Genomic DNA, 19,395 nt, shown 5'->3' on the forward strand with positions numbered 1-19,395 from the left:
GCTCATTCTAAACAGGAGCGTCATGAAAGGGACTTTCCGCCGTACTGGGCGCTACTCCCCAGTTCCTCGGCGATGCGGAGCAGGCGGTTGTATTTGGCGGTTCGGTCGCTGCGGCAGGGAGCACCCGTTTTGATCTGTCCGCAATTGGTGGCCACTGCAAGGTCGGCGATGGTGTGGTCCTCGGTTTCGCCGGAGCGATGGCTCAGGATGACCCGGTAGGAGGCTTTCTGCGCCATGGCGACGGCCTCCAGCGTCTCGGTCAGGGTTCCAATCTGGTTGACCTTGACCAGGATCGCGTTGCCGCAGTGCTCCTTGATGCCCCGGGAGAGAAACGCGGGGTTCGTGACGAAAAGGTCGTCGCCCACCAGTTGGGTCTTGCCGCCCAGCCGCTGGGTCAACATCCTCCAACCGCTCCAGTCGTCCTCGCCGAGTCCGTCCTCGATCGAGCGGATCGGCCATCGCCCGCACCAGTCGCTCCAGAGGTCGATCATCTCGGCGCTGGTGGCGCAGCGCTCGGGCTCGCTCTTGAAGAATCGGTAGCCCGTCTTGCCGAGCTTCTTCGCCTCGTTGACGAGCTCGCTGGTCGCGGGATCGAGGCAGATCCGGATGTGGCGGCCGAGTTCGTAGCCGGCCTTCTGGACCGCGGTCGCGATCAGGTCGCAGGCATCCTCGTTGCGCTTCAGGTTCGGCGCGAAGCCGCCCTCGTCGCCCACGGCGGTGGAGAGGTGCTTCTCATGCAGGACGTCCTTGAGCGCGTGGTAGATCTCCACTCCGGCGCGAAGAGCCTCCGAGAATGAATCAAACCCCACCGGCTGGATCATGAACTCCTGGAAGTCCACGGTGTTGTCGGCATGCTTGCCGCCATTGAGGATGTTGAGCATCGGCGCCGGAAGTGTGTTCGCGTGCTCGCCTCCCAGGTGCCGGTAGAGGGGCTGGTGCGACTCCGCCGCCGCCGCATGGGCGTTGGCCAGGCTCACCGCCAGCAAGGCGTTGGCGCCGAGCGCCGACTTGTTCGGAGTGCCGTCGAGTTCGATCATCCGTCGGTCGATGGTCGCCTGGTCCAGCGCGTTCAAACCCTTGAGCGCGGCGGCGATCTTGCCGTTGACGTGCTCGACCGCCTTGAGGACGCCCTTGCCGCGGTAGCGCTTCTTGTCTCCGTCGCGCAGCTCCACGGCCTCGTTCTCGCCGGTGCTGGCGCCCGAAGGCACGGCGGCCGAGCCGCAGGTTCCATCCGCGAGAGAGACCTGGCATTCCAGAGTGGGAAATCCCCTGGAATCGAGAATCTGGCGTGCATGGATGTGCTGGATGGCTGACTTCATGGGGACTCCAAGATGGATGGATGCGCACACTATAGTGAGGGACGCAAGTCCCGCGCAAACTCAGGCCTCGTGCTTGGGCTCCTCGCCCCGCAGCACGGCGACCAGGTCGCGAACCACCCAGCTCATGTTCCGCACAGCGGTGCGAGTTCGGCTGGCCAGATGGGGCGCCAGTCGCGCGTTTGCCAGCCCAAGAAGCGGCGAGGTTGGAAGAAAGGGCTCGGGATCGTGAACATCCAGCATGCACTTCGCCCGGGGATGCGCCTTGAGGAACTCGGCCAGGGCCGCGTGATCGACGACCCGGCCCCGACTCGTGTTGATGAACGTCGCGTCCGGCTTCATCCGTCGGATCCGGCCCTGGTTGATGAAGCCCCGGTTGCTCTCCCGTCCGTCGACGTGGATGGAGAGCACGTCGCTGTCGGCGAACAACTCCTCCACAGAAACCGACCGGGCGCCGAATCGACGCGCGGCATCGATCTCGATCAAGTCGTGGTAGATCACGGTGCAGCCCATGGCATGGAGCACGCGCGCCAAGCGGCTTCCAATTCGCCCGAGGCCCAGAATGCCCACGGTCATTTCGTCGAGCTGGCGAGCGCCGGTGCATTCATCACGCAGCGCTTCCCAGTGCTTCGAGTCGACCGGTGCGTCCAGAAAAATCCTGGGCCGAACCGAGTCCAGCATCAAGGCGAGGACATATTCAACCACGGCCTGCGTGTTGGCGTCAGGCGTGTGAACCACGCGGACGCCGCGTGCCTTGCAGGCTGCCAGGTCGATGTGATCCAGGCCGACCCCGGCCCGGGCAATCACCTTCAACTCGGGCAACCGGCTGAGGATGTGCTGGTCGATCCGGGTCGCGGTCCGAATGGCAAGCCCCTGTGCACGCGCGCAATTCCCCTTGAATTCATGGCTTTCTGGAGAGCCCTCGACAACCTGGCAGTGCTGGGCCAGCCAATGCGCGGGCTCGCTTGCCAAGGACTCGGTGATAATAACTGTGGGCTTCATAAAGTCGGCTCAATTCGATAAACAAATTTCTTGACGATAACTAAGGGAATTATTTGACAATGCAATTGCAGAGGCGATAGTACGGGCTTGAAAGTCTTGGTTTCGACTCGTGGTAAAGGAACGTGTGTTTTGAAGGTTACCCAGCGCATCGTTACGTTGGTCTCTTTGATTCTCGCGACGGGCAGTCTGGCCGCCGACGATACGGGCTATGGCTCCGTCGTGTCCGGAACCGGCGCGGGCTCCAAGGACACTCCTGCAAGCGACAACAGCGGCGGCTACGACGCGCTGCTCCTGCGGCTCGGCGCGGCGACCCCGACGGGAACCGGCGTCGGCATGTGTCAGGTTGAGGCCTCGGCTGATGGAACCGGCATCGCCAGCGCACCCGATCTGACCTCAAGCGAATTCGCCGGCAAGAGCGTCTCCATCGTCAACACCAGCACCGTCAGCTGGCACAGCACGACCGTCGCCAGCTGGCTCTACGGCCTCAACACCAGCATGGCCAAGGGTGTCGGAAAGGCCTGGGTCCACAATTTGAACAACTGGCTTCCCGAGAAGTTGAAGGTCGGCGATGCGTTGATGAATCCGCCGGCCGTGGCGCCGTCCACGTCGCGTGTCTACAACAATTCATGGATCGGCTCTTACGGTGGGGGCAATGACGCCTACGATCGCGAGGCGATCCGACGCTTTGACTATCTGATGTATCGCGACGGCATCCTGGCGGTCAGCGGCGAAAACAACGGCACCGGCAGCGCGCGCTATCCCATGATGGGGGACACGTTCAATGGTCTCTCGGTTGGTCGGCTGGATCTACAGCACTCCGCGGGCCTCACGGGTTCCCTGAGCGACACTCCGGGACGAATGAAACCGGAGATCATCGCGCCCGGCGCCTACACGAGCTTCTGCACGCCGGTGGTCGGAGCCGCGGCGGCCCTGCTGTTCCAGCAGGTTCAAGCTGCCGGTTCGCTGGCCACGGGTCTGGCGGTGATGCCCAAAGCGCAATTGGTGAAGGCGGCTCTCCTGGCGGGAGCAACGCGTGACTCGAGCTGGGACAACCATGCTCCACAAAGCGGCACTCAGCGGGGCATCACGACGCTTCCGCTAGATCCGATTCGCGGCGCCGGCGGCCTCAATGTCGATTTTTCAAACCGGATTCTGGGCGAATACCGCAACGACGGCGCAACGGTGGCGGTCAACGCCGAACGCAGCAGCCCCAACGGATTCGGCAGCTTCACGATGAGCGCCTTGCAGCATCGATACTGGCGCATCCGCGTGACTCGCTTCACCCCGACGCTTGATTTCGTCGTGACCTGGCCCCGGGTCGTGGCGGGCAATTTCAATTCCTACACCTACGCGAACCTCGACCTTCGGGTGTATCGCGGCATCTACGACGCAGCCGTGCTGCTTCCGCTTGAGGGGAACGCCGGCGTCAAGAGCTTTGGAAGCGGCAACGTCACCAGCTCGTCCACCGTCAACAACATCGAAGTCATCCACATGAAGGACCTGCAGCAGGGCGAGTATGTCGTGGATCTCTCGCGGATCGACAACGGCTCGACCTCGGTCCAGGTCTCCGCGGCGTGGCGCGTGGATCCGATCGGTTTTGGCCTCGACGGCGATCTGGACGGCAGCGGGCTTGTCGACGGCGGCGATATTGGGCAGGTCCTGCTGAACATGGATAGCGACGATCCCGCCGGTGACGCCGACCTGAGCGGCTGGGTCGACTTCGGCGACGTGGGCTGGGTCCTGTTGAATTTCGATTGAGGTTTCGCGGCCGTACACTGGCCGGGTGAGCCGAACGGCCTGGCAAAGGGCGCAATTTCTATTCCTGACCGTGGTGTTCGCCGCGTGCCTGCTTTGGCCGCTGTGGTTGGTGCTGCGCGGAGCGTTCCGGACGGTGGATGGATCGTCCTGGACCCTCTGGCATGTGCTGGAAGTCTTCCGGGATCCCGCAACCCGCGGCGGATTGCTCAACGCGCTGTCAATCGCGTGCTGCGTCACGCTGGGAACGCTGCTGCTGGCGACGCCGCTGGCCCTGGTCTCCGCGCGACTCTCCTTTCCGGGAAAGGGACTTCTCAATGGATTGCTGCTGATTCCGCTGGTGCTGCCTCCGTTCGTCGGCGCGATCGGACTGCGCCATCTTCTGGGTCGTGAGGGGGCGTTGAACGCATTGCTGGGCTCGCTCGGGCTCGTCACCGAAGGCATTGACTTCACCGGGCGCGGCGGCTTCTGGGCCATTGTGCTGCTGGAGACCCTGGCGCTCTATCCGATCGTCTATCTGAACCTGACTGCGGCCCTGGCCAATCTCGACCCGGCCCTCGATGAGGCCGCGAGCAACCTTGGCGCCGGCGCCTGGACCCGGTTTCGGCGCGTCACCCTGCCGCTGGTGCGGCCCGGCGTCTTCGCCGGTGCGGTGATCGTCCTCATCTGGAGCTTCACCGAGCTGGGCACGCCGCTGATGTTCGAATATCGCAACGTCACCAGCGTGCAGATCTTCGACGGACTCAAGGACATGGAGGCGAGCCGGCGGCCATTCGCGCTGGTGGCGGTGATGCTGACGGTGGCGCTGGGGCTCTACCTCGCGGGGAAAATGGCAATGGGCGGCAAAACGCTGGCAATGGAGGTCAAGGCGGGCGTGCGCCGCGTGGAGCGAAGGACGGACGGGCGCGGAACGGTCGCGTGCTGGCTGCTCATGGGTGGAGTGATCGCGATCGCGGGGCTTCCCCACGTCGGAACCATCCTCGCCAGCCTCGCGCCTCCGGGACAGTGGTATGGAACCATCCTTCCGTCGGCGTACACGCTGGAGGGCTGGTCGAGCGCCATGTCGCATCCGCTGGCGGTCTCAAGCATTCGCAACAGCCTGATCCTTTCGATCGGCGCCACCGCGGCGGCGCTGGCGGTTGGATTGATTGCGGCACGGCTGATCGTGCGCGGCACCATCCGGGGGCGGGGCTGGATCGACGCGCTGGTCATGCTTCCGCTTGCAGTGCCCGGTCTGGTGATGGCCTTCGGATTCATCGCCATGAGCCTGGAGTGGCCCTTCGGCGGAGTCATGCCGGGGTCGCTCGAAGCCGTCGTGGGATGGCTTCCTGAGACATGGGGGACGTGGATTCGCAGCGCTCCGCTGCGGCCGCTGGCCGATTTGCTTGGGGCCGATCCCAATCCTTTCCCGCTGCTGGCCGTGGCCTATGCCGTTCGGCGCATGCCCTACACCGCACGAAGCGCCGTTGCCGGATTGCAGCAGACCAGCGTTTCGCTCGAGGAGGCGGCCCAGGGCATGGGCGCAGGGCGCTTCCGCACCATGCGCAAGATCGTGGTGCCGCTGGTGGCGGCCAACCTGGTCGCGGGCGCCTTGCTCGCCTTCAGCTTCTCCATGCTCGAAGTGAGCGACAGCCTGGTGCTGGCCCAGCGCGAGCGTGACTTCCCGATCACGAAGGCCATCTACATGCTGTACGACCGGCTGGGCGACGGAGAGACGATCGCCAGCGCGATGGGCGTCTGGGCGATGGCGCTGCTGGCGGTGACACTGCTATGGGCCAGCGCCATGGTGGGCAAGAAAATGGGCGCCTTGTTCCGGGCCTGACCGCTCGAGCGGCGCTTCCGCCCGGCGCGTTCAAGGCTTTGCATCGGCGCCGAAACCCGCGGTGATTTTCAGGGCAAACGCACGGGGACCCCGGTCCATTTCCTGTCTATACTCGCCGCTCCATGCCGTACACGCTTTCGCCCGATGAGACCTTCGGCCTCGACGTCGAGAACACCGACTACCTCAAGGACCATGTGCAGTCCCCCGACCGGTGGATCCTGAATTTCGGGCCGGCCCATCCCGCGACGCACACCACGCTCCGGGTGGTCCTTGAGTTGGACGGCGAGCGCGTGGCCAGGGTGACCCCGCACATCGGCTACCTGCACTCCGGCTTCGAGAAGCTGGGGGAGCACCACGACTGGAACCAGTACGTCTGCACGGTGAGCCGCATGGATTACTCCAGTCCGATCGTGAACGACATCGCCTGGCACAATGCGGTCGAGAAGTTGCTCGGCATCGACGTCAATCCGCGCTGCAAGGTGATCCGGACGATCATGGGGGAGCTGGGCCGGATCCAGAGCCACCTGCTGTGCGCCGGAGCCGCGGCCCTGGATCTTGGGGCGTTCACGGGCTTCCTGTATGGCTTCAACGAGCGCGAATTCATCTATGACATCGTGGAATACGTGAGCGGCCAGCGCTACCACCCGGACTGGACGCGGGTGGGCGGGGCGTGGCGCGACCTGCCCGACGACGAGGTCTTCAAGCGCATGGTGAAGCAGTTCATCCGCGAGCGCATGTCCAAGGCCCTGGCCGATCTGGAGTCGCTGCTGAATCGCAACCGGATTTTCCGCGACCGCCTCGAGGGCGTGGGGACGATCTCGGCGGAGGACGCGATCGCCTGGAGCCTGACCGGACCGGTGGCGCGGGCCAGCGGTGTGCGCCGCGACGTGCGCAAGAACGAACCCTATCTCTGCTTTGAGAACAATTGGGACGGCGAGGGCGCCGAGGCGGTCAAGTTCAGCACCGCTATCGCGACGGCCGGCGATTGCTTCGCCCGCTACCTGATTCGCATGGAGGAGATGAAGCAGAGCATCGCCATCATCGAGCAGTTGATCGACCGCATTCCGCCGGGCTCGATCAATGTGGGAGCCGACTCCAAGACCATGATCCCCGAGAAGGGGGATGTGTACGGAAGCATCGAGGGCACCATCCAACTTTTCGAGCTGGTCATGCACAACCGCGGCTGGGACGTGCCGCTGGGCGAGAGCTATTCCTGCGTCGAGAGCCCCAACGGCGAGCTGGGCTTCTTCGTCGTGGGCGGCGGCGGCAAGTACCCCTGGCGAGCCCGATGCCGGCCGCCCTGCTTCATCAATTACCAGAGCTTTCCGAAACTGCTGGAAGGTCACCAGCTTGCCGACGTCGTCGCGGTGATCGGAAGCCTCAACATCATCGCCGCGGAACTGGACCGCTAGGAGCCGACCATGGCCTGGATCGCCAAACCTTCCTCCACCGCGAAAATCGAGCGACGCGCCGCGCCCTATCTCACCGCCGAGATGAAGGCGGAGTGGGAGAAGAACCTGCTGCCGCGCTACGCCACCAAGCACGGCGCCTTGATGCCCATCCTGCACGAGGTGCAGCACGCCCACCGCCACGTGCCCTACCAGGCCATGATCGAGATCGCGCAGTTCCTCGGACTCAAGCCGGCCGACGTGCTGGACACGGTGAGTTTCTACGAGGAGTTCCACACCGAGCCCGTCGGCGAATGCGTGATCGGGATCTGCCAGAGCATCGCCTGCGAGATGTGCGGACACAAGGCGATCCTGGACCATGTGCGCAAGCGCCTCAGCCTGGAGCCGCACGAGACCAGCGACGACGGCAAATTCACGCTGCTCGCCCTGGAGTGCCTCGGCAGCTGCGACACGGCGCCGGCCGCGCTCTTCAACGACAAGCTCCATGAGAATCTCACCATCGATGGCGTCGACCGCCTGATCGACGAAGCCAAAAAGTCTGCGCCGCGGAGCGGACACGCATGAGCCGCCGCATCGGCGTCATGCGCAGCCTCGGGCAGGCGGTCGGCATCGTCGTGAACGCCATCCGCGCGCCGGTGAAGGGCGACCGCACCGTCGAGGTGGATCGTCGCTTTCAATCCCAGCAGCAGGGCGATGTCACGCTGCGCCGGACCGTGATCGACGAGATCGTCTGGAAGGACCCGGAGACGGGCGCGGGCGCGCCCGCGGACTCTCCGCGAAGCCGGACCGCATGACCCGAACCGAACCAACCATGACGCCACTCAAAGAACCCATCCTGACCAAGCGCATTCCCACGGCACCCTGGGCGGACCCCAAGACCCGCAAGACGATCTCCTGGGAGCAATCCATCGCCACCGGCGGCTACAAGGCGCTGGAGAAGTCGCTGGACATGGAGCCGCAGGCGGTCGTTGGCGTGGTCAAGGACGCGGTCATCCGCGGGCGCGGCGGCGCCGGTTTTCCGGCGGGCCTGAAGTGGAGTTTCCTGGCGCCGATCGACGGCGGGCGGCGCTACCTGGCGGTGAACTGCGACGAAGCGGAGCCCGGCACCTTCAAGGATCGATTGCTGGTGGACTTTGATCCGCACCTGGTCCTTGAAGGAATTGCCATCGCCTGCTGGGCCTGCCAGCTGGACACGGCCTATTTCTTCATTCGCGGCGAGTACCACCACCAGGCGCGGGTGATGGAGCGCGCGATCCAGGAGGCCTACGCCGGGGGAATCTTCGGCAAGCAGGGACTGATGCGCGGCAAGCAGAAATTCGCCGTGGACTGCTACGTGCATCGCGGCGCCGGCGCCTACATCTGCGGCGAGGAGACCGGGCTGCTGGAGGCGATCGAGGGCAAGCGCGGCTGGCCGCGCATCAAGCCGCCGTTCCCCGCCGTCAAGGGACTCTTCGGCCGGCCCACCATCGTGAACAATGTCGAAACGCTCGCCGCCGCGGTTCCAGTGCTTGAGCATGGCGTCGCGTGGTGGAAGGGGATCGGCGTCGAAAGCAAGCATGCGGGCTCCATGCCCAGCTATGGATCCAAGTTGATGGGCGTCAGCGGACATGTGAATCGACCGGGCTGCTATGAAATGCCGCTGGGCGTCACCCTGCGCGAACTTGTGGAAAAAAATTGCGGCGGCATGCGCGGCGGCAAGAAATTCAAGGGGGCGATTCCCGGCGGCGTCAGCATGGGCGTGCTGGGAACGGACCAGTTCGACGCGCCACTGGACTTCGACATTGGCCGCGATTTCGACGTGCTCGGGCTGGGCACGGCCTGTCCGACCGTCTTCGACGAGGACACCGACATGGTCGCGGTGGCCCGCAACATCGCCCGCTTCTTCAAGAACGAGTCGTGCGGCCAGTGCACGCCCTGCCGCGAGGGCAGCGGCTGGATGCTCAAGAGCCTGGAGCGCATCGAGCGTGGCGACGCCACCAGCGGCGACCTGGACCTGCTGCTCGAGGTCGCCGGAAGCATGGGGCTCACGCCGGGCACCACCATCTGCGGGCTGGCCGACGGCAACAACTGGGCGGTGCGCACGATCGTGAACAAGTTCCGCCCGGAGTTCGAGGCCCGCGTCAAGCCGCGCTACGTGCCCGTCTACGTCACCGCGGGCGGGCGTTGAGCGTTTGGGCTCCGGCGTACGATGGTGCGCGATGAGCAGCGATTCCGCCGGTTCACTCCACGATGGCCCGGGCGTCCTCGTGCTGCACGGCGGCCTGGTGCCCCCGGCGGACGCCGACTGGATCGCGGCGCAGCTGCTCGCCCTGCAGAAGGCCGGCGCACCGCGACCGCGCCGCTACACGGTGCAATGCGTCGATGACCGGGCCATGTCGGAGTTGCATCGGCGCCACATGAACGATCCCTCCACCACGGACGTGCTGACCTTCGTCGACGGGGATCAGGCGGACGCCGCGGTCTGCGTGGATGAGGCGCGGCGCCGCGCGCCGGAGCTGGGCCACGAGCTGCGCCACGAGCTGCTGCTCTACGCCCTGCACGGCCTGCTGCACGCGGGGGGGATGGATGACCGGACGCCCGCCGAATTCGCGGCGATGCACGGTGAGGAAAACCGGCTGCTTCGCGCCGTCGGCCTCGGCGCGCTCTTCGGCGAGGTCCATCCATGACCCTGCTCTTCCTGGCCTGGATCGCGGACATCGCGGTCACCATGTTCCTGTCGGCGATCAACCTGGCGATTGTGCAGGTGAGTGACACCGCTTTGCTGCGCCGCCTGGAACGCGGTGGCCGCAGCGCCACGGACCACTGGATCTTCAAGCGCAAGACGCAGATCGACCATGCGGTGGCCTTTCTGCGGGCCATGGGGCGTGTCGGCATCTTTGCGTTGTTGCTGATCCAGATCGTCGACGTGGGCGAGAACGGGCACCTGGCCTGGCAGGGGCTGGGCGTCGCGTTCCTGGCTTCGGCCACCTGCATCTGGCTCTTCACCAGCGTCATCAGCGCGGCCTTCGCGCGCTACGCGCCGGTCACGCTGATCGTGGCCTCCATGCCGCTGCTGCGGCTGATCGACCTGTTGCTGCGCCCGCTGGTGACCGTCGCGGAAATCGTCGACGAGGGCGTCCGCCGGCTCGTCGGGGCCACCACGCCGCACAATGAGTCTGGGGCGGAGCTGCTGGAAAGCATCGAGGACACCAAGCGGCAGGGGGGCATCGACTCCGCCAGCGCCGCGATCATGGAGAACGTGGTGGAGCTCAGCGAGACACTGGTCGCGAGCATCATGACGCCACGCACCGCGATCGAGGGCATGGAATACACCGACGACCTCAAGAGCATCCGCGAGGTGATCCACGAGGAGGGGCACAGCCGCATCCCCATCTACGAGGGCAGCCTGGACCATGTGGTCGGCGTGCTGTACGTGAAGGACCTGGTGCGCTGGCTCGGCGCCGCGGCTCCTGATTTCAGTCTGCGGCCGCTGTTGCGCCAGCCCATCCGAGTGCCGGAGACCAAGCGGGTGCGCGACCTGCTCAAGGAGTTCCAGCGCGGCAAGGTGCACATGGCGCTGGTGGTGGATGAGTACGGCGGCACCGCGGGGCTGGTGACGATCGAGGACGTGCTCGAAGAGATCGTCGGGGAGATCCGCGACGAGCATGAGGCGCACGACGAGGAGGATCCGGCGATCCGCGAGCTGGCCGTGGGGCGGATCGAGGCCGATGGGCGCTGCTCGATCGCGGACGTGAACGCCAAGGTCGAGCTGAGCATTCCGGAGGACGAGGGCTACGACACCATCGCCGGCTTCGTGCTGAGCGTGCTCGGCCGGGTCCCCGAGAGCGGCGTCTCGTTCGAGAGCCACGGCGCGCGCTTCCGCGTGCTGGAATCGACGCCGACGCTGGTCTCCAAGGTGGCCATCGAGCCGCTGGCCAAGTCCCAGCGCCGCTGAGCGCGCCCCGGCGATCAGTCGAATTCGTTGCCGCGAAACGTGCCGGCGAGGTAGGCGTCACGCACCATCGGGTCGTTGATGATGCTCTTGGGATCGCCCTCGCGGAGGTTCTTGCCTTCGTGGATGATGTAGGCCCGGTCGCAGATGCGCAGTGTCTGTTGGACGTTGTGGTCGGTGACCAGGATCGCGATGCCCGTCGTGGCGAGCTTGCGGACCTCGGTCTGGAGCTCCTCGACGGTGTGGGGATCGACCGCGGCGAAGGGTTCGTCCAGAAGGATGAGCGCCGGCTGGGTCACCAGGGCCCGGGCGATCTCGAGCCGGCGGCGCTCGCCCCCGGAGCAGGTCCGGGCCTGCTCCTTCCGTTTGATCTGCAATCCGAACTGGGAGAGCAGCGCGTCGCAGCGCTCGGAACGCTCGCCCCGTGAAAGTCCGGTGATCGTCTCCAGGATTGCGTAGAGGTTGTCCTCGACGCTCAGCCGCTGAAACACGCTGGGCTCCTGGCTGAGGTAGCCCATCCCCAGCTTCGCGTGCCGCCACATGGGCAGAAAGGTCACCTCTTCCCCGCGGAATCGGACGGTTCCCTTCTCGGGGGTGATCATCCCCATGGTCATGCGGAAGCTGGTGGTCTTGCCCGCCCCGTTTCGGCCCAGCAGACCGACGATTTCGCCCTCCGAGACATCGAAGGAGACCTGATCCACCACGCGACGGTGTCCATAGGTTTTCTCCAGGTCGCGAACTTCAAGAAGCGGCATGACGCAGATCGTAGCGGCAGAATTCGCTACAGTGGTGTCCATGCGAGTGCTGGCCTGCCTCCTGGCGATGGGATTGATCGGCGGTTGCGTCCGTCGCACCATCGACATCACCAGCGAGCCGGAGGGCGCGCTGGTCTGGGTGAACGACCGCGAGGTGGGGCGCACACCCTGCTCCATCGAATTCACCCACTACGGGCGGTACGACGTGCGCCTTCGCCATGATGGATATGAGCCGATTTCAGGCTTCGGCGACGCCGACGCGCCGGTGTGGGATTTCGTCGGCGCCGATCTCATCGCCGAGATTATTCCGGGCCAGTTCACCAGCCGCGTGAAGTGGAATTTCACCATGATTCCCACCGACAGCGACGAGGGCGCGGTGATGGACCGGGCGAAGCAGTTGCGGGCGAGAATCGTTCCGTCCGCCGAGAATGAGAAGGCCGAGGCCGAGGTAGTGCAGATGCAGAACAAGCCGGCGCCCGAACCCTCGAAATCGGCCCTTCCGGTCCCAAGTTCGGTGCTGCCCGCCGGCCAGAAGCCTTGAAAACAGGGGGGTCCGTGCTTGGGACTCCCTGTTCCGGTGGGATTCCCGGCGAATGCCGCGAATGACCGCATAAGTGTCGAAATTCAAGACCTTTGCAATCGCCCGATCTTTTGAAAAGAAACTTGGGAAGTTTGGTTTTGACCATTGATTCTGGGCAATTTGGGAAGATACTGTGCATCCAGGAATTCATCATCATCGCGACCCGAAAGGGTTGCTTGAGCCGCCGTCTGTGCGTGTCGGAGCGACCAGACGGCGGTGTTCTTTTTCGAAGGCATGCAAACAAGATCGCGCGACGGCGCCCCTTGTCCATGGGCATTTCACGGCAGCGACGAGGATGCATTTGCGGCGCACCGCTTTGACGAAGAGCGGTAGCATTTCAGCGTGCCCATTCCATACGCCGCGGCCGCTCTCTCCGCCCTGACCTCGTCGACTCCGGTGGCGATGGATGGCTCCACGTCCTTCGTGAACTCATCCCTGAGCGATTCCACGCTGCTGATTCCCATGGTCTCGGCGGAAGTGCAGACCGCCATGCCGCCCGCCAAGCCGCAGGAGACGGCCGTCGCGAAGTTCGGCGCCAAGAATTCCTGGCGCTGGGAAGTGGAGGGGAGCTGGATGAACGACTTCAGCAGCGCCAACCAGGTGCAGGGGGCGTGGTACGCGAGCTGGTTCCTGGTGGAAAATTTCAGCTTTGATTTCGGCGCCGAGGCGGCGTGGTTCTCGCAGCCCGGCGGCAACACCTGGGGAGCGGGACCCGCCGTCATGTTCCGCTGGCACTTCCTGGCTCGCGACACATGGAGCATCTATGCCGACGGCGGATGCGGCCTGATGTTTTCCGGTGCCGACGTGCCCTCCAACGGCTCGACGGTGAATTTCACGCCGCGGCTCGGCGTGGGCGCCTCCTTTGAGGTGGCGGCGAACGCCCGGATTCTGACCGGAATTCGCTGGGCGCACATCTCCAACGCGAATTTCAGTTCCAACAACGACGGGCGCAACAGCATTCAGTTGTATGCAGGATTGACGCTGCCTTTCTGAGGTCGGGTCGATCGGTCAGCCGCGGGATTGAATCCACATCCAGGCGCTTCGCGCGATCGAATCGAGCGACGATCGGGTTGGTCGCCACGAAGTCGTGCTCAGGATTTTCCGCGGATCGCAGACCAGCGTCGGGGGATCGCCGGCGCGGCGCGCGTCCAGTCGAAATGGAATCGGTCGTCCCGCCGCGGCTTCGCACGCCTTGAGGACCTCGAGCACGCTCGCCCCATGTCCCGTGCCGACGTTCAGCGTCGTCGCGGATCGACTGGGCATGACCTTGATCGCCTCGAGGTGCGCGTCGACCAGATCTTCCACGTGCACATAGTCGCGCACGCAGGTGCCGTCGGGCGTGGGGAAGTCGCCTCCGTGAACCACCAGCTCCGCGAGGCGCCCCGCCGCGGCGCGCAGACAGTTGGGGAAGAGGTGCGTCTCGGGCTCGTGATCCTCGCCGAGCCGCCCGAGCCGGTCACCGCCGGCGACATTGAAGTAGCGAAGGATCACGGCGCCGCGATCGGGCGAGCCGCATCGAACCCAATGGTCCACCAACTGCTCGCAGGCGAGCTTGCTCCGGCCATAGGGATGAGTCGGATGTTGCGGACAGGTTTCGGCGATCGGCATCAGCGCCGCCGCCGGCTCGCCGTAGGTGGCGCAACTGCTGGAAAAGATGAGTTTGTCCGCATGGACCCCCTCCATGGCGGTGAGCAGGGAAGCGGTGCCCTCGACGTTGTTCCGCCAGTACAACTGGGGGGAGGCCACGCTTTCAGGCACCACCGCCAAAGCCGCGAAGTGCAGCACGATTTCGGGGGGCCGCGATTGCAAGGCCGCCTCCGCGGCGCGAGGATCGCAAAGTTCAACCTGCGTGAAATGGAAATGATCGCGGCCGACACGCTCCAGCGCGGCGACCGTGCGCGGGAAACTTCGCGAGAAATTGTCCAGACCATGGACATCGTGGCCCGCATCGAGCAGGCTCAGGCACGCATGGGAGCCGATGTAACCAGCGGCTCCGGTGACGGTTATCTTCACTTCATTGGACTCCAGGAAGCGTCCGATTACGCAGGAACCGCCATTTGAGAGAAATAGGGCACCTTGCCGAATCCGACACGACCTGAGAGAATAGCCTCCATGGATGGATTCTTATTTGGGAAGTCCCTGGTGACGACCCGCGTGACCGAAGTGAAGACCTCGGCGGAGCCGAAAACTTCCCTTCACCTATCTGGAACCGTGGCTCTGAAAGGGGTTGCGAAAGACGACCCAAGGCTTCAGGCCCTGCGCGAGGCTTGTCAATTGGCAGCCGCCCTCAAGAATGGCGCCGAGGCCCTGACCGACCGCAGCCGCCAGAAGGGCGGCAAGGATCCCATGACCGTGGTTCAGGGTTGCAATTCGCTGGAGAAAGCCGTGGCTGAGGTGGAGGATCTGATCCGCCAGCTCGACGAGGCGCTCGCAGCGGAGGCGGCCCAGGTCAATGAACTGCAGGCCAATTCATGATTGAGTCCCAGACGGCTTCGCCTGCGGCACAGCCGCTCCGGGTGGATTGTGAAGATGGCGTTCAGTTCGATGCGGCCCTGGTCGAAGCGACGGGTTTTCGCGGCGACGTCACCCTGGAATTGAAGGATGGCACCTCGATCGAGGGCTATGTTTTCGATCTCAAGCGGGGCGGCCCCGCCGGGAATGCGGTCCGCATCCTTCCCAAGGATGGCCGCTCGCGCATGACCATTCCCCAGGCGAGCATCCGCGCTCTTTGCTTCACCGGCAAGGACGCCGCCGCGGGCAAATCCTGGGAGAACTGGATCAAGCGCTACGCGGACAAGAAGCTCAAGGGCGAGGCCGCCGGCATCGAGAGCGAGCCACTCGAGTAGCGCCCGCATCCGCGGATCACATCGACATCACGGAGTGAGCTCGCGCCCCGAGGCGGGGTCGAGGACTTTCCATTGCAGGTCCTTGGCCAGCTTCATGATGACCACCCATGCGATGTCGTCGTCGCTGATGGTCAGGAGCATCTGCAGCACGGGATCCTGATACGGGGGGAGCTCGATCTCGATGCCGGGCCCGTACAAGGTGTCGCCGCCTTCGGATTCGGCAGCCGTGTTGCGTACCGAGAGTGATTTCACGACATCGCTGCGGCTTCCAAGGGGGCCAAGGGAGCCATCCTTGTTGTTGGTCCGCGAGAGAATGACGAGCTGTCGTTTGGACATGTCGAGCCGGGAAGAATAGCCGCCGGATGGTGAACGTGCGATCGCGTGAAGCCCGCCGAAGCCGCGCAACTCAGGAGACGCGGGCCTCGACCGGCGGCGTCGCCTGCAGCAGCCGCTCCAATTCCTGCGGCGAGAGCCAGGGAAGCGAGCGGAGCTTGTGCTTGACCCGCTCGGGCATCGGCTTGCCGTCGCGCTCCCACGGTGGCCGGCTTTTCCAACGTCGATGCACCCACAGGTACTGCTCGGGAGCCAGTCGAATGGCATTCTCGATGCCGCGATTGAACCGTGCCGTGATGTAGAAGAGCGGATCCTCGACGGCATCCCACTCTTCCGGATTGATCCGGTCGATGATCTCAAGCCGGTACTTGAGCCGGTTGGTCTCGCGGACGGCGGTGCCGACGAAGATCGGGATGCGGTAGCGCATCGCCAGCAGGCCGATGCTCTTGTAGCTGCTGGCCATCTGGCCGAAGAAGGGGACGAAGAGGCCGTCGTCGCCCGCGTTCTGGTCGGCGATGAAGCCGATCCGCCCCCCCTGGAGGATGATGCTCTGGAGTTCCTCCGTGGCATTCCACTTGGAGAGCACGCCCAGGCCGCGCCGCTGGCGCATGCCCAGCAGCCACTCATCGAGGTAGGGATTGTCCAGCGGCCGCGCCAGTGCGGTGAGATGGAAGTCGAGGACCGCCAGCGCAAATCCCAGCAGCTCCCAGTTGCCGCAGTGTCCCGTCACGAAGATGGCGGGCTTGTTGGAGAGCAGGAAATCCATGTGCGGGCCGACCGTGCCCAGCGTGACGCTGTCGGACCAGTTGCGGGCGTTGAGCCGCTGCGGCGTGAGCATGCACTCCACCATGAAGAGCTGGAACATGCTGGCCACGCTGCGCTCGCTGAGACTCTGGACCTCCTCTTCGGGCATGCCGGGAAAGGCGCGTTGGATGTTGACGTTCGCACGCACCAGCCGGCGCGCCCCCAGCCGCGAGAAGAGCGCCGCGAAACACGCGGCGGTGCGCATGTTCTGCTCCGCGTCGAAGAGGTGGAAAAGCGAGGCGACCGTCCGGGCGAGCGCGTACTGGGAAAGATGCGCGAGCCGCTTGCTGGCGGCGGCCATGGATCAGTTGCCCTGGCCCGTCAGCGCCCGGAAGCGGTTCCAGTTCAGGACGGGGATCCGCGCGTCCATCGCTTCCTTCATGATGCGGTTGTAGGTGTCGTAGTCGCTCTTGGCCTGGGTGTAGGCCTGGACCTCGATGTCGCCGGCGTTGGCCGCCAGCGGAAGCGGCTCGGGCGGGGGATTGCCGATCACGACGAAGTCAAGGTCGCCGGTGACTTTCTCGCTGTTGACGACCTGACCGCCCCAATCCTGGATCTGGTTGCGGATGACCGAGGCCTCGCCGGCGGAAGCCTTGCTGTCGTTGTTCACATCGAACTTGCCGTAGACCATCATGCGGTAGGTGTAGGTGGGGCTGTAGACCGCGTTGATCAGGACGTCGTTGCGGTTCACCGGCTGATTCGGGGTGCTGCGGGTCACGCGGGCGGTCGAGGTGTCCTCGGTGACGCGCAGGACCTGCAGGCTGGCCTTGCCGCGCAGTTTGCCGTCCTTGTTGTTCTGGACCTGGTCGGGCGTGGAGAAGACTTCGAAGGTCATGCCCGGCACGACGCGATGCTTGCGGCCGATGTCGAGGTAGACGGTTGAATCCGGCCCGCCGATCTCGATGACGTGGCCGTCGACGAGGCTGGAGGGATCCTCGGGCTTCACCTCGAACTGGGCGAGCTTCTTCTCCGCCTGCTCGAGCCGGCTGCGCAGCGTGTCGCGCTCGGTGCTCAGGCTGTCGCTGTTCTTCTGCATCTCGTCGAGGCGCGCCTTGTAGCTGCGCTCGAGCTCGTCCTTGGACTCCTGGGCGATCTTCTTGTTTTCCTCGATGCTTTTGGCGTACTCGCTGGTGGCGTTGGAGAAGGGGGCGATGTCCTTCTTGGCGGACTCGATCGCGGCGTCGCGCTGGTCGTTGGCGTCGGCCAGGGACTTGGCCATGGCGGCGATCTGCGACTTGAGCTCGTCCATCTGCTTGCCGGAGCCCTGCAGCGCGGTCTCCTGCTGGGCCAGCTTGGCCTTGAGCGGCTCGAGCTCGGCGGCCACAGTGGCCTGATCGGTCTTGAGTTTCTCGCCCTCCTTGCGGGCGGTGTCGAGCTCGGCGCTGAGGTTCTTCTTGTCCAGCTTCAGCTTGTTCGAATCCTCGGTGGCCGAGGACATCTGCGAGTAGAACACGACCGACAACACCAGGAAGGCGACGGTGGTCAGCACAAAGACGACGAGGGTGACGAGGACGCCAGATCCGGCGGGTCGAGTGGCCATTCGAGGAGGTCTCCCGGGCGAAATGCCCGAAATGGCAGTGTGAGGCTTTGACCGCCTCTCGTCAAGAGGAAAGTGAAAATGGCACTTGCCTTTCCCGGCGAAAAAGGCGATACTTTCCGACCCCTCGGAGAACCACGTGCCCAATAGCAAGTCAGCTGAAAAACGAGTCCGCCAGAACCGGAAACAGAACGCCATCAACAATCACCGGAAGCGGCTGATCAAGGAAAGCAAGCGCCAATTCCTCGCCGCCGTCCAGGCCGGCGACGTGACGCTGGCGGAGAAGGAGCTTCGCTCCGCGACGGCGATCCTGGACCGGGTCGCCGGCAAGCGGACGATTCATCCCAACACGGCCGCGCGGCGCAAGAGCCTGCTGGCTCGCCGATTGAATGCGCTGCGGGCGCCCAAGACCGGCACCACGACCGCCAAGCCCGCCAAGAGCAAGGCCAGCAAAACCGCTTGAGCGGAACCGCCGGCCGCCGCCGCGGCGCGGCACGCACGCGCTTTCACTACGCCGAAGCCTCGAACCGGCCGCTGGAAATCCTCGCCTTCCTGGCGCCGCTGGTCGCCTTCTATGAACTTGGACTGGTGTTCTGGCTCCGCAGCGATCAGCTGGTGCTGACCAACCGCGCCCATGGGGGCATCGTGAATTTCTTCCGGCTCTTCGGGGTCCGCGCCGAGGATCTGCACGTCTCCGCCATGTCGCTGCCCTCGCTGGCCCTGGTGCTGACCTTACTGATCTGGCAAGCCGTGGCCCGATTGCCCTGGAGCATCCGCTGGCGGGCCATTCCCTTCATGTGGCTTGAGAGTTTTGCCCTGGCGGCGCCGCTGCTGGTGCTGGCGATCGCGATCGGCCGCGCGCATCTGGCGATGGGCGGAGGCGCGGTGAGCGAGGACTCCATCCGTTCGCTCGATTTCGTGGGCCGGGCCTCGATGGCCGCGGGCGCGGGCATCTATGAGGAACTGCTCTTTCGGATGGCGCTGATGGGCGGTCTGCACATGCTGCTCTTCGACGTGGCCCGGTTGAAGGACCGCCACGCCTGGGTGGTGGCGCTGCTGGCGAGCACGATTCTCTTCACCGTCTACCACCCGATCCGCGACGCGACCGGCGCGATGCAGTGGGGCCGGGTGATTTTCCTGATGTCCGCCGGCGCCTGGTTCGGGGTGGTCTTCCAACTGCGCGGCTTCGGCGTGGCCGCGGGCACCCACGCCGCCTACGACGCCACCGCGCTGCTCTTCGTCGGGTGACGACCGGCCGCTTGCCGATCCGCGAATCCATCCGCGGAGCCGATTGCGTTACTCTGG

At 64.9% G+C, this 19,395-nt stretch carries 21 protein-coding genes; 14 read left to right on the forward strand and 7 right to left on the reverse strand.

What is annotated here, in order from left to right; translation table 11 throughout:
• Positions 1–20: 20 nt before the first annotated feature.
• Positions 21–1,319 carry a phosphopyruvate hydratase gene (gene eno / locus K8R92_02785; protein ID MCE9618817.1) on the reverse strand — a complete coding sequence of 433 codons (1,299 nt, stop codon included), beginning with the start codon at positions 1,317–1,319 and terminating at the stop codon, positions 21–23.
• A gap of 60 nt (positions 1,320–1,379) precedes the next feature.
• Positions 1,380–2,318 carry a phosphoglycerate dehydrogenase gene (locus K8R92_02790; GenBank protein MCE9618818.1) on the reverse strand — a complete coding sequence of 313 codons (939 nt, stop codon included), beginning with the start codon at positions 2,316–2,318 and terminating at the stop codon, positions 1,380–1,382.
• Between the two features lie 165 nt (positions 2,319–2,483).
• Here K8R92_02790 and K8R92_02795 point away from each other — a divergent pair, with 165 nt between their 5' ends.
• The 8 genes from K8R92_02795 to K8R92_02830 all read left to right on the forward strand — a co-directional run bounded on the left by K8R92_02795 (position 2,484) and on the right by K8R92_02830 (position 11,238).
• Positions 2,484–4,076, forward strand: coding sequence for a hypothetical protein (locus tag K8R92_02795; GenBank protein MCE9618819.1), 1,593 nt, complete (start codon positions 2,484–2,486; stop codon positions 4,074–4,076).
• Between the two features lie 88 nt (positions 4,077–4,164).
• Positions 4,165–5,895 (forward strand): iron ABC transporter permease, encoded by a 1,731-nt coding sequence (locus K8R92_02800; GenBank protein MCE9618820.1) that lies wholly within the window; start codon positions 4,165–4,167, stop codon positions 5,893–5,895.
• A 122-nt stretch (positions 5,896–6,017) separates the two neighbouring features.
• Positions 6,018–7,307, forward strand: coding sequence for an NADH-quinone oxidoreductase subunit D (locus K8R92_02805; GenBank protein MCE9618821.1), 1,290 nt, complete (start codon positions 6,018–6,020; stop codon positions 7,305–7,307).
• Positions 7,308–7,316: 9 nt separating this feature from the next.
• Positions 7,317–7,868: an NAD(P)H-dependent oxidoreductase subunit E gene (locus K8R92_02810; protein MCE9618822.1), complete on the forward strand. Its 552-nt coding sequence runs from the start codon at positions 7,317–7,319 to the stop codon at positions 7,866–7,868.
• The gene (locus K8R92_02815) at positions 7,865–8,098 is read left to right on the forward strand and encodes a hypothetical protein (protein ID MCE9618823.1); all 234 of its coding nucleotides are present in this window, start codon (positions 7,865–7,867) and stop codon (positions 8,096–8,098) included. Before K8R92_02810 ends, K8R92_02815 begins: the two co-directional genes overlap by 4 nt.
• A 17-nt stretch (positions 8,099–8,115) precedes the next feature.
• Positions 8,116–9,471, forward strand: a complete 1,356-nt coding sequence (gene nuoF, locus K8R92_02820) for an NADH-quinone oxidoreductase subunit NuoF (GenBank protein MCE9618824.1) — start codon at positions 8,116–8,118, stop codon at positions 9,469–9,471.
• Positions 9,472–9,502: 31 nt separating this feature from the next.
• Positions 9,503–9,970, forward strand: a complete 468-nt coding sequence (gene ybeY, locus K8R92_02825; protein MCE9618825.1) for an rRNA maturation RNase YbeY — start codon at positions 9,503–9,505, stop codon at positions 9,968–9,970.
• Positions 9,967–11,238, forward strand: coding sequence for a hemolysin family protein (locus K8R92_02830; protein MCE9618826.1), 1,272 nt, complete (start codon positions 9,967–9,969; stop codon positions 11,236–11,238). Before ybeY ends, K8R92_02830 begins: the two co-directional genes overlap by 4 nt.
• 14 nt (positions 11,239–11,252) lie before the next feature.
• On the opposite strand, the gene lptB is transcribed toward K8R92_02830, so the two are convergent.
• The gene (lptB, locus tag K8R92_02835; GenBank protein ID MCE9618827.1) at positions 11,253–11,990 is read right to left on the reverse strand and encodes an LPS export ABC transporter ATP-binding protein; all 738 of its coding nucleotides are present in this window, start codon (positions 11,988–11,990) and stop codon (positions 11,253–11,255) included.
• Positions 11,991–12,024: 34 nt separating this feature from the next.
• Here lptB and K8R92_02840 point away from each other — a divergent pair, with 34 nt between their 5' ends.
• Entirely contained in the window at positions 12,025–12,531 is a 507-nt protein-coding gene (locus K8R92_02840; protein MCE9618828.1) for a PEGA domain-containing protein, read from the forward strand.
• A 381-nt stretch (positions 12,532–12,912) separates the two neighbouring features.
• A complete protein-coding gene (locus K8R92_02845) occupies positions 12,913–13,563 on the forward strand; it encodes an acyloxyacyl hydrolase (GenBank protein MCE9618829.1) in 651 nt (216 codons plus the stop codon).
• 15 nt (positions 13,564–13,578) lie between these two features.
• Here K8R92_02845 and galE read toward each other — a convergent pair whose 3' ends face one another.
• Entirely contained in the window at positions 13,579–14,583 is a 1,005-nt protein-coding gene (gene galE / locus K8R92_02850) for a UDP-glucose 4-epimerase GalE (protein ID MCE9618830.1), read from the reverse strand.
• Between the two features lie 99 nt (positions 14,584–14,682).
• Here galE and K8R92_02855 point away from each other — a divergent pair, with 99 nt between their 5' ends.
• Positions 14,683–15,045: a hypothetical protein gene (locus K8R92_02855; GenBank protein ID MCE9618831.1), complete on the forward strand. Its 363-nt coding sequence runs from the start codon at positions 14,683–14,685 to the stop codon at positions 15,043–15,045.
• Positions 15,042–15,416: a hypothetical protein gene (locus K8R92_02860; protein MCE9618832.1), complete on the forward strand. Its 375-nt coding sequence runs from the start codon at positions 15,042–15,044 to the stop codon at positions 15,414–15,416. Before K8R92_02855 ends, K8R92_02860 begins: the two co-directional genes overlap by 4 nt.
• Positions 15,417–15,443: 27 nt before the next feature.
• Here K8R92_02860 and K8R92_02865 read toward each other — a convergent pair whose 3' ends face one another.
• The 3 genes from K8R92_02865 to K8R92_02875 all read right to left on the reverse strand — a co-directional run bounded on the left by K8R92_02865 (position 15,444) and on the right by K8R92_02875 (position 18,093).
• A complete protein-coding gene (locus K8R92_02865) occupies positions 15,444–15,752 on the reverse strand; it encodes a hypothetical protein (protein ID MCE9618833.1) in 309 nt (102 codons plus the stop codon).
• 70 nt (positions 15,753–15,822) lie between these two features.
• Entirely contained in the window at positions 15,823–16,854 is a 1,032-nt protein-coding gene (locus tag K8R92_02870) for a lysophospholipid acyltransferase family protein (GenBank protein MCE9618834.1), read from the reverse strand.
• Between the two features lie 3 nt (positions 16,855–16,857).
• Positions 16,858–18,093, reverse strand: a complete 1,236-nt coding sequence (locus tag K8R92_02875; protein MCE9618835.1) for a hypothetical protein — start codon at positions 18,091–18,093, stop codon at positions 16,858–16,860.
• A gap of 136 nt (positions 18,094–18,229) precedes the next feature.
• On the opposite strand from K8R92_02875, the gene rpsT reads away from it, so the two are divergent.
• Both rpsT and K8R92_02885 read left to right on the forward strand, forming a co-directional pair.
• Positions 18,230–18,553 (forward strand): 30S ribosomal protein S20, encoded by a 324-nt coding sequence (gene rpsT, locus K8R92_02880; GenBank protein ID MCE9618836.1) that lies wholly within the window; start codon positions 18,230–18,232, stop codon positions 18,551–18,553.
• Positions 18,550–19,338, forward strand: a complete 789-nt coding sequence (locus K8R92_02885; protein MCE9618837.1) for a CPBP family intramembrane metalloprotease — start codon at positions 18,550–18,552, stop codon at positions 19,336–19,338. The genes rpsT and K8R92_02885 overlap by 4 nt, the downstream gene beginning before the upstream one ends.
• The last annotated feature ends 57 nt before the right edge of the window (positions 19,339–19,395 follow it).

Source organism: Planctomycetota bacterium (genome assembly GCA_021414025.1).
Taxonomy (GTDB): domain Bacteria; phylum Planctomycetota; class Phycisphaerae; order Phycisphaerales; family SM1A02; genus SYAC01.

Bases quoted from the DNA above. Each gene is read 5' to 3' on its own strand.
- K8R92_02805 (MCE9618821.1), top strand. From the start codon at position 6,018: ATGCCGTACACGCTTTCGCCCGATGAGACCTTCGGCCTCGACGTCGAG.
- lptB (MCE9618827.1), bottom strand. From the start codon at position 11,990: ATGCCGCTTCTTGAAGTTCGCGACCTGGAGAAAACCTATGGACACCGT.
- ybeY (MCE9618825.1), top strand. From the start codon at position 9,503: ATGAGCAGCGATTCCGCCGGTTCACTCCACGATGGCCCGGGCGTCCTC.
- nuoF (MCE9618824.1), top strand. From the start codon at position 8,116: ATGACGCCACTCAAAGAACCCATCCTGACCAAGCGCATTCCCACGGCA.
- K8R92_02865 (MCE9618833.1), bottom strand. From the start codon at position 15,752: ATGTCCAAACGACAGCTCGTCATTCTCTCGCGGACCAACAACAAGGAT.
- K8R92_02830 (MCE9618826.1), top strand. From the start codon at position 9,967: ATGACCCTGCTCTTCCTGGCCTGGATCGCGGACATCGCGGTCACCATG.
- K8R92_02860 (MCE9618832.1), top strand. From the start codon at position 15,042: ATGATTGAGTCCCAGACGGCTTCGCCTGCGGCACAGCCGCTCCGGGTG.
- eno (MCE9618817.1), bottom strand. From the start codon at position 1,319: ATGAAGTCAGCCATCCAGCACATCCATGCACGCCAGATTCTCGATTCC.
- K8R92_02855 (MCE9618831.1), top strand. From the start codon at position 14,683: ATGGATGGATTCTTATTTGGGAAGTCCCTGGTGACGACCCGCGTGACC.
- K8R92_02790 (MCE9618818.1), bottom strand. From the start codon at position 2,318: ATGAAGCCCACAGTTATTATCACCGAGTCCTTGGCAAGCGAGCCCGCG.
- K8R92_02870 (MCE9618834.1), bottom strand. From the start codon at position 16,854: ATGGCCGCCGCCAGCAAGCGGCTCGCGCATCTTTCCCAGTACGCGCTC.
- K8R92_02875 (MCE9618835.1), bottom strand. From the start codon at position 18,093: ATGGCCACTCGACCCGCCGGATCTGGCGTCCTCGTCACCCTCGTCGTC.
- K8R92_02815 (MCE9618823.1), top strand. From the start codon at position 7,865: ATGAGCCGCCGCATCGGCGTCATGCGCAGCCTCGGGCAGGCGGTCGGC.
- K8R92_02810 (MCE9618822.1), top strand. From the start codon at position 7,317: ATGGCCTGGATCGCCAAACCTTCCTCCACCGCGAAAATCGAGCGACGC.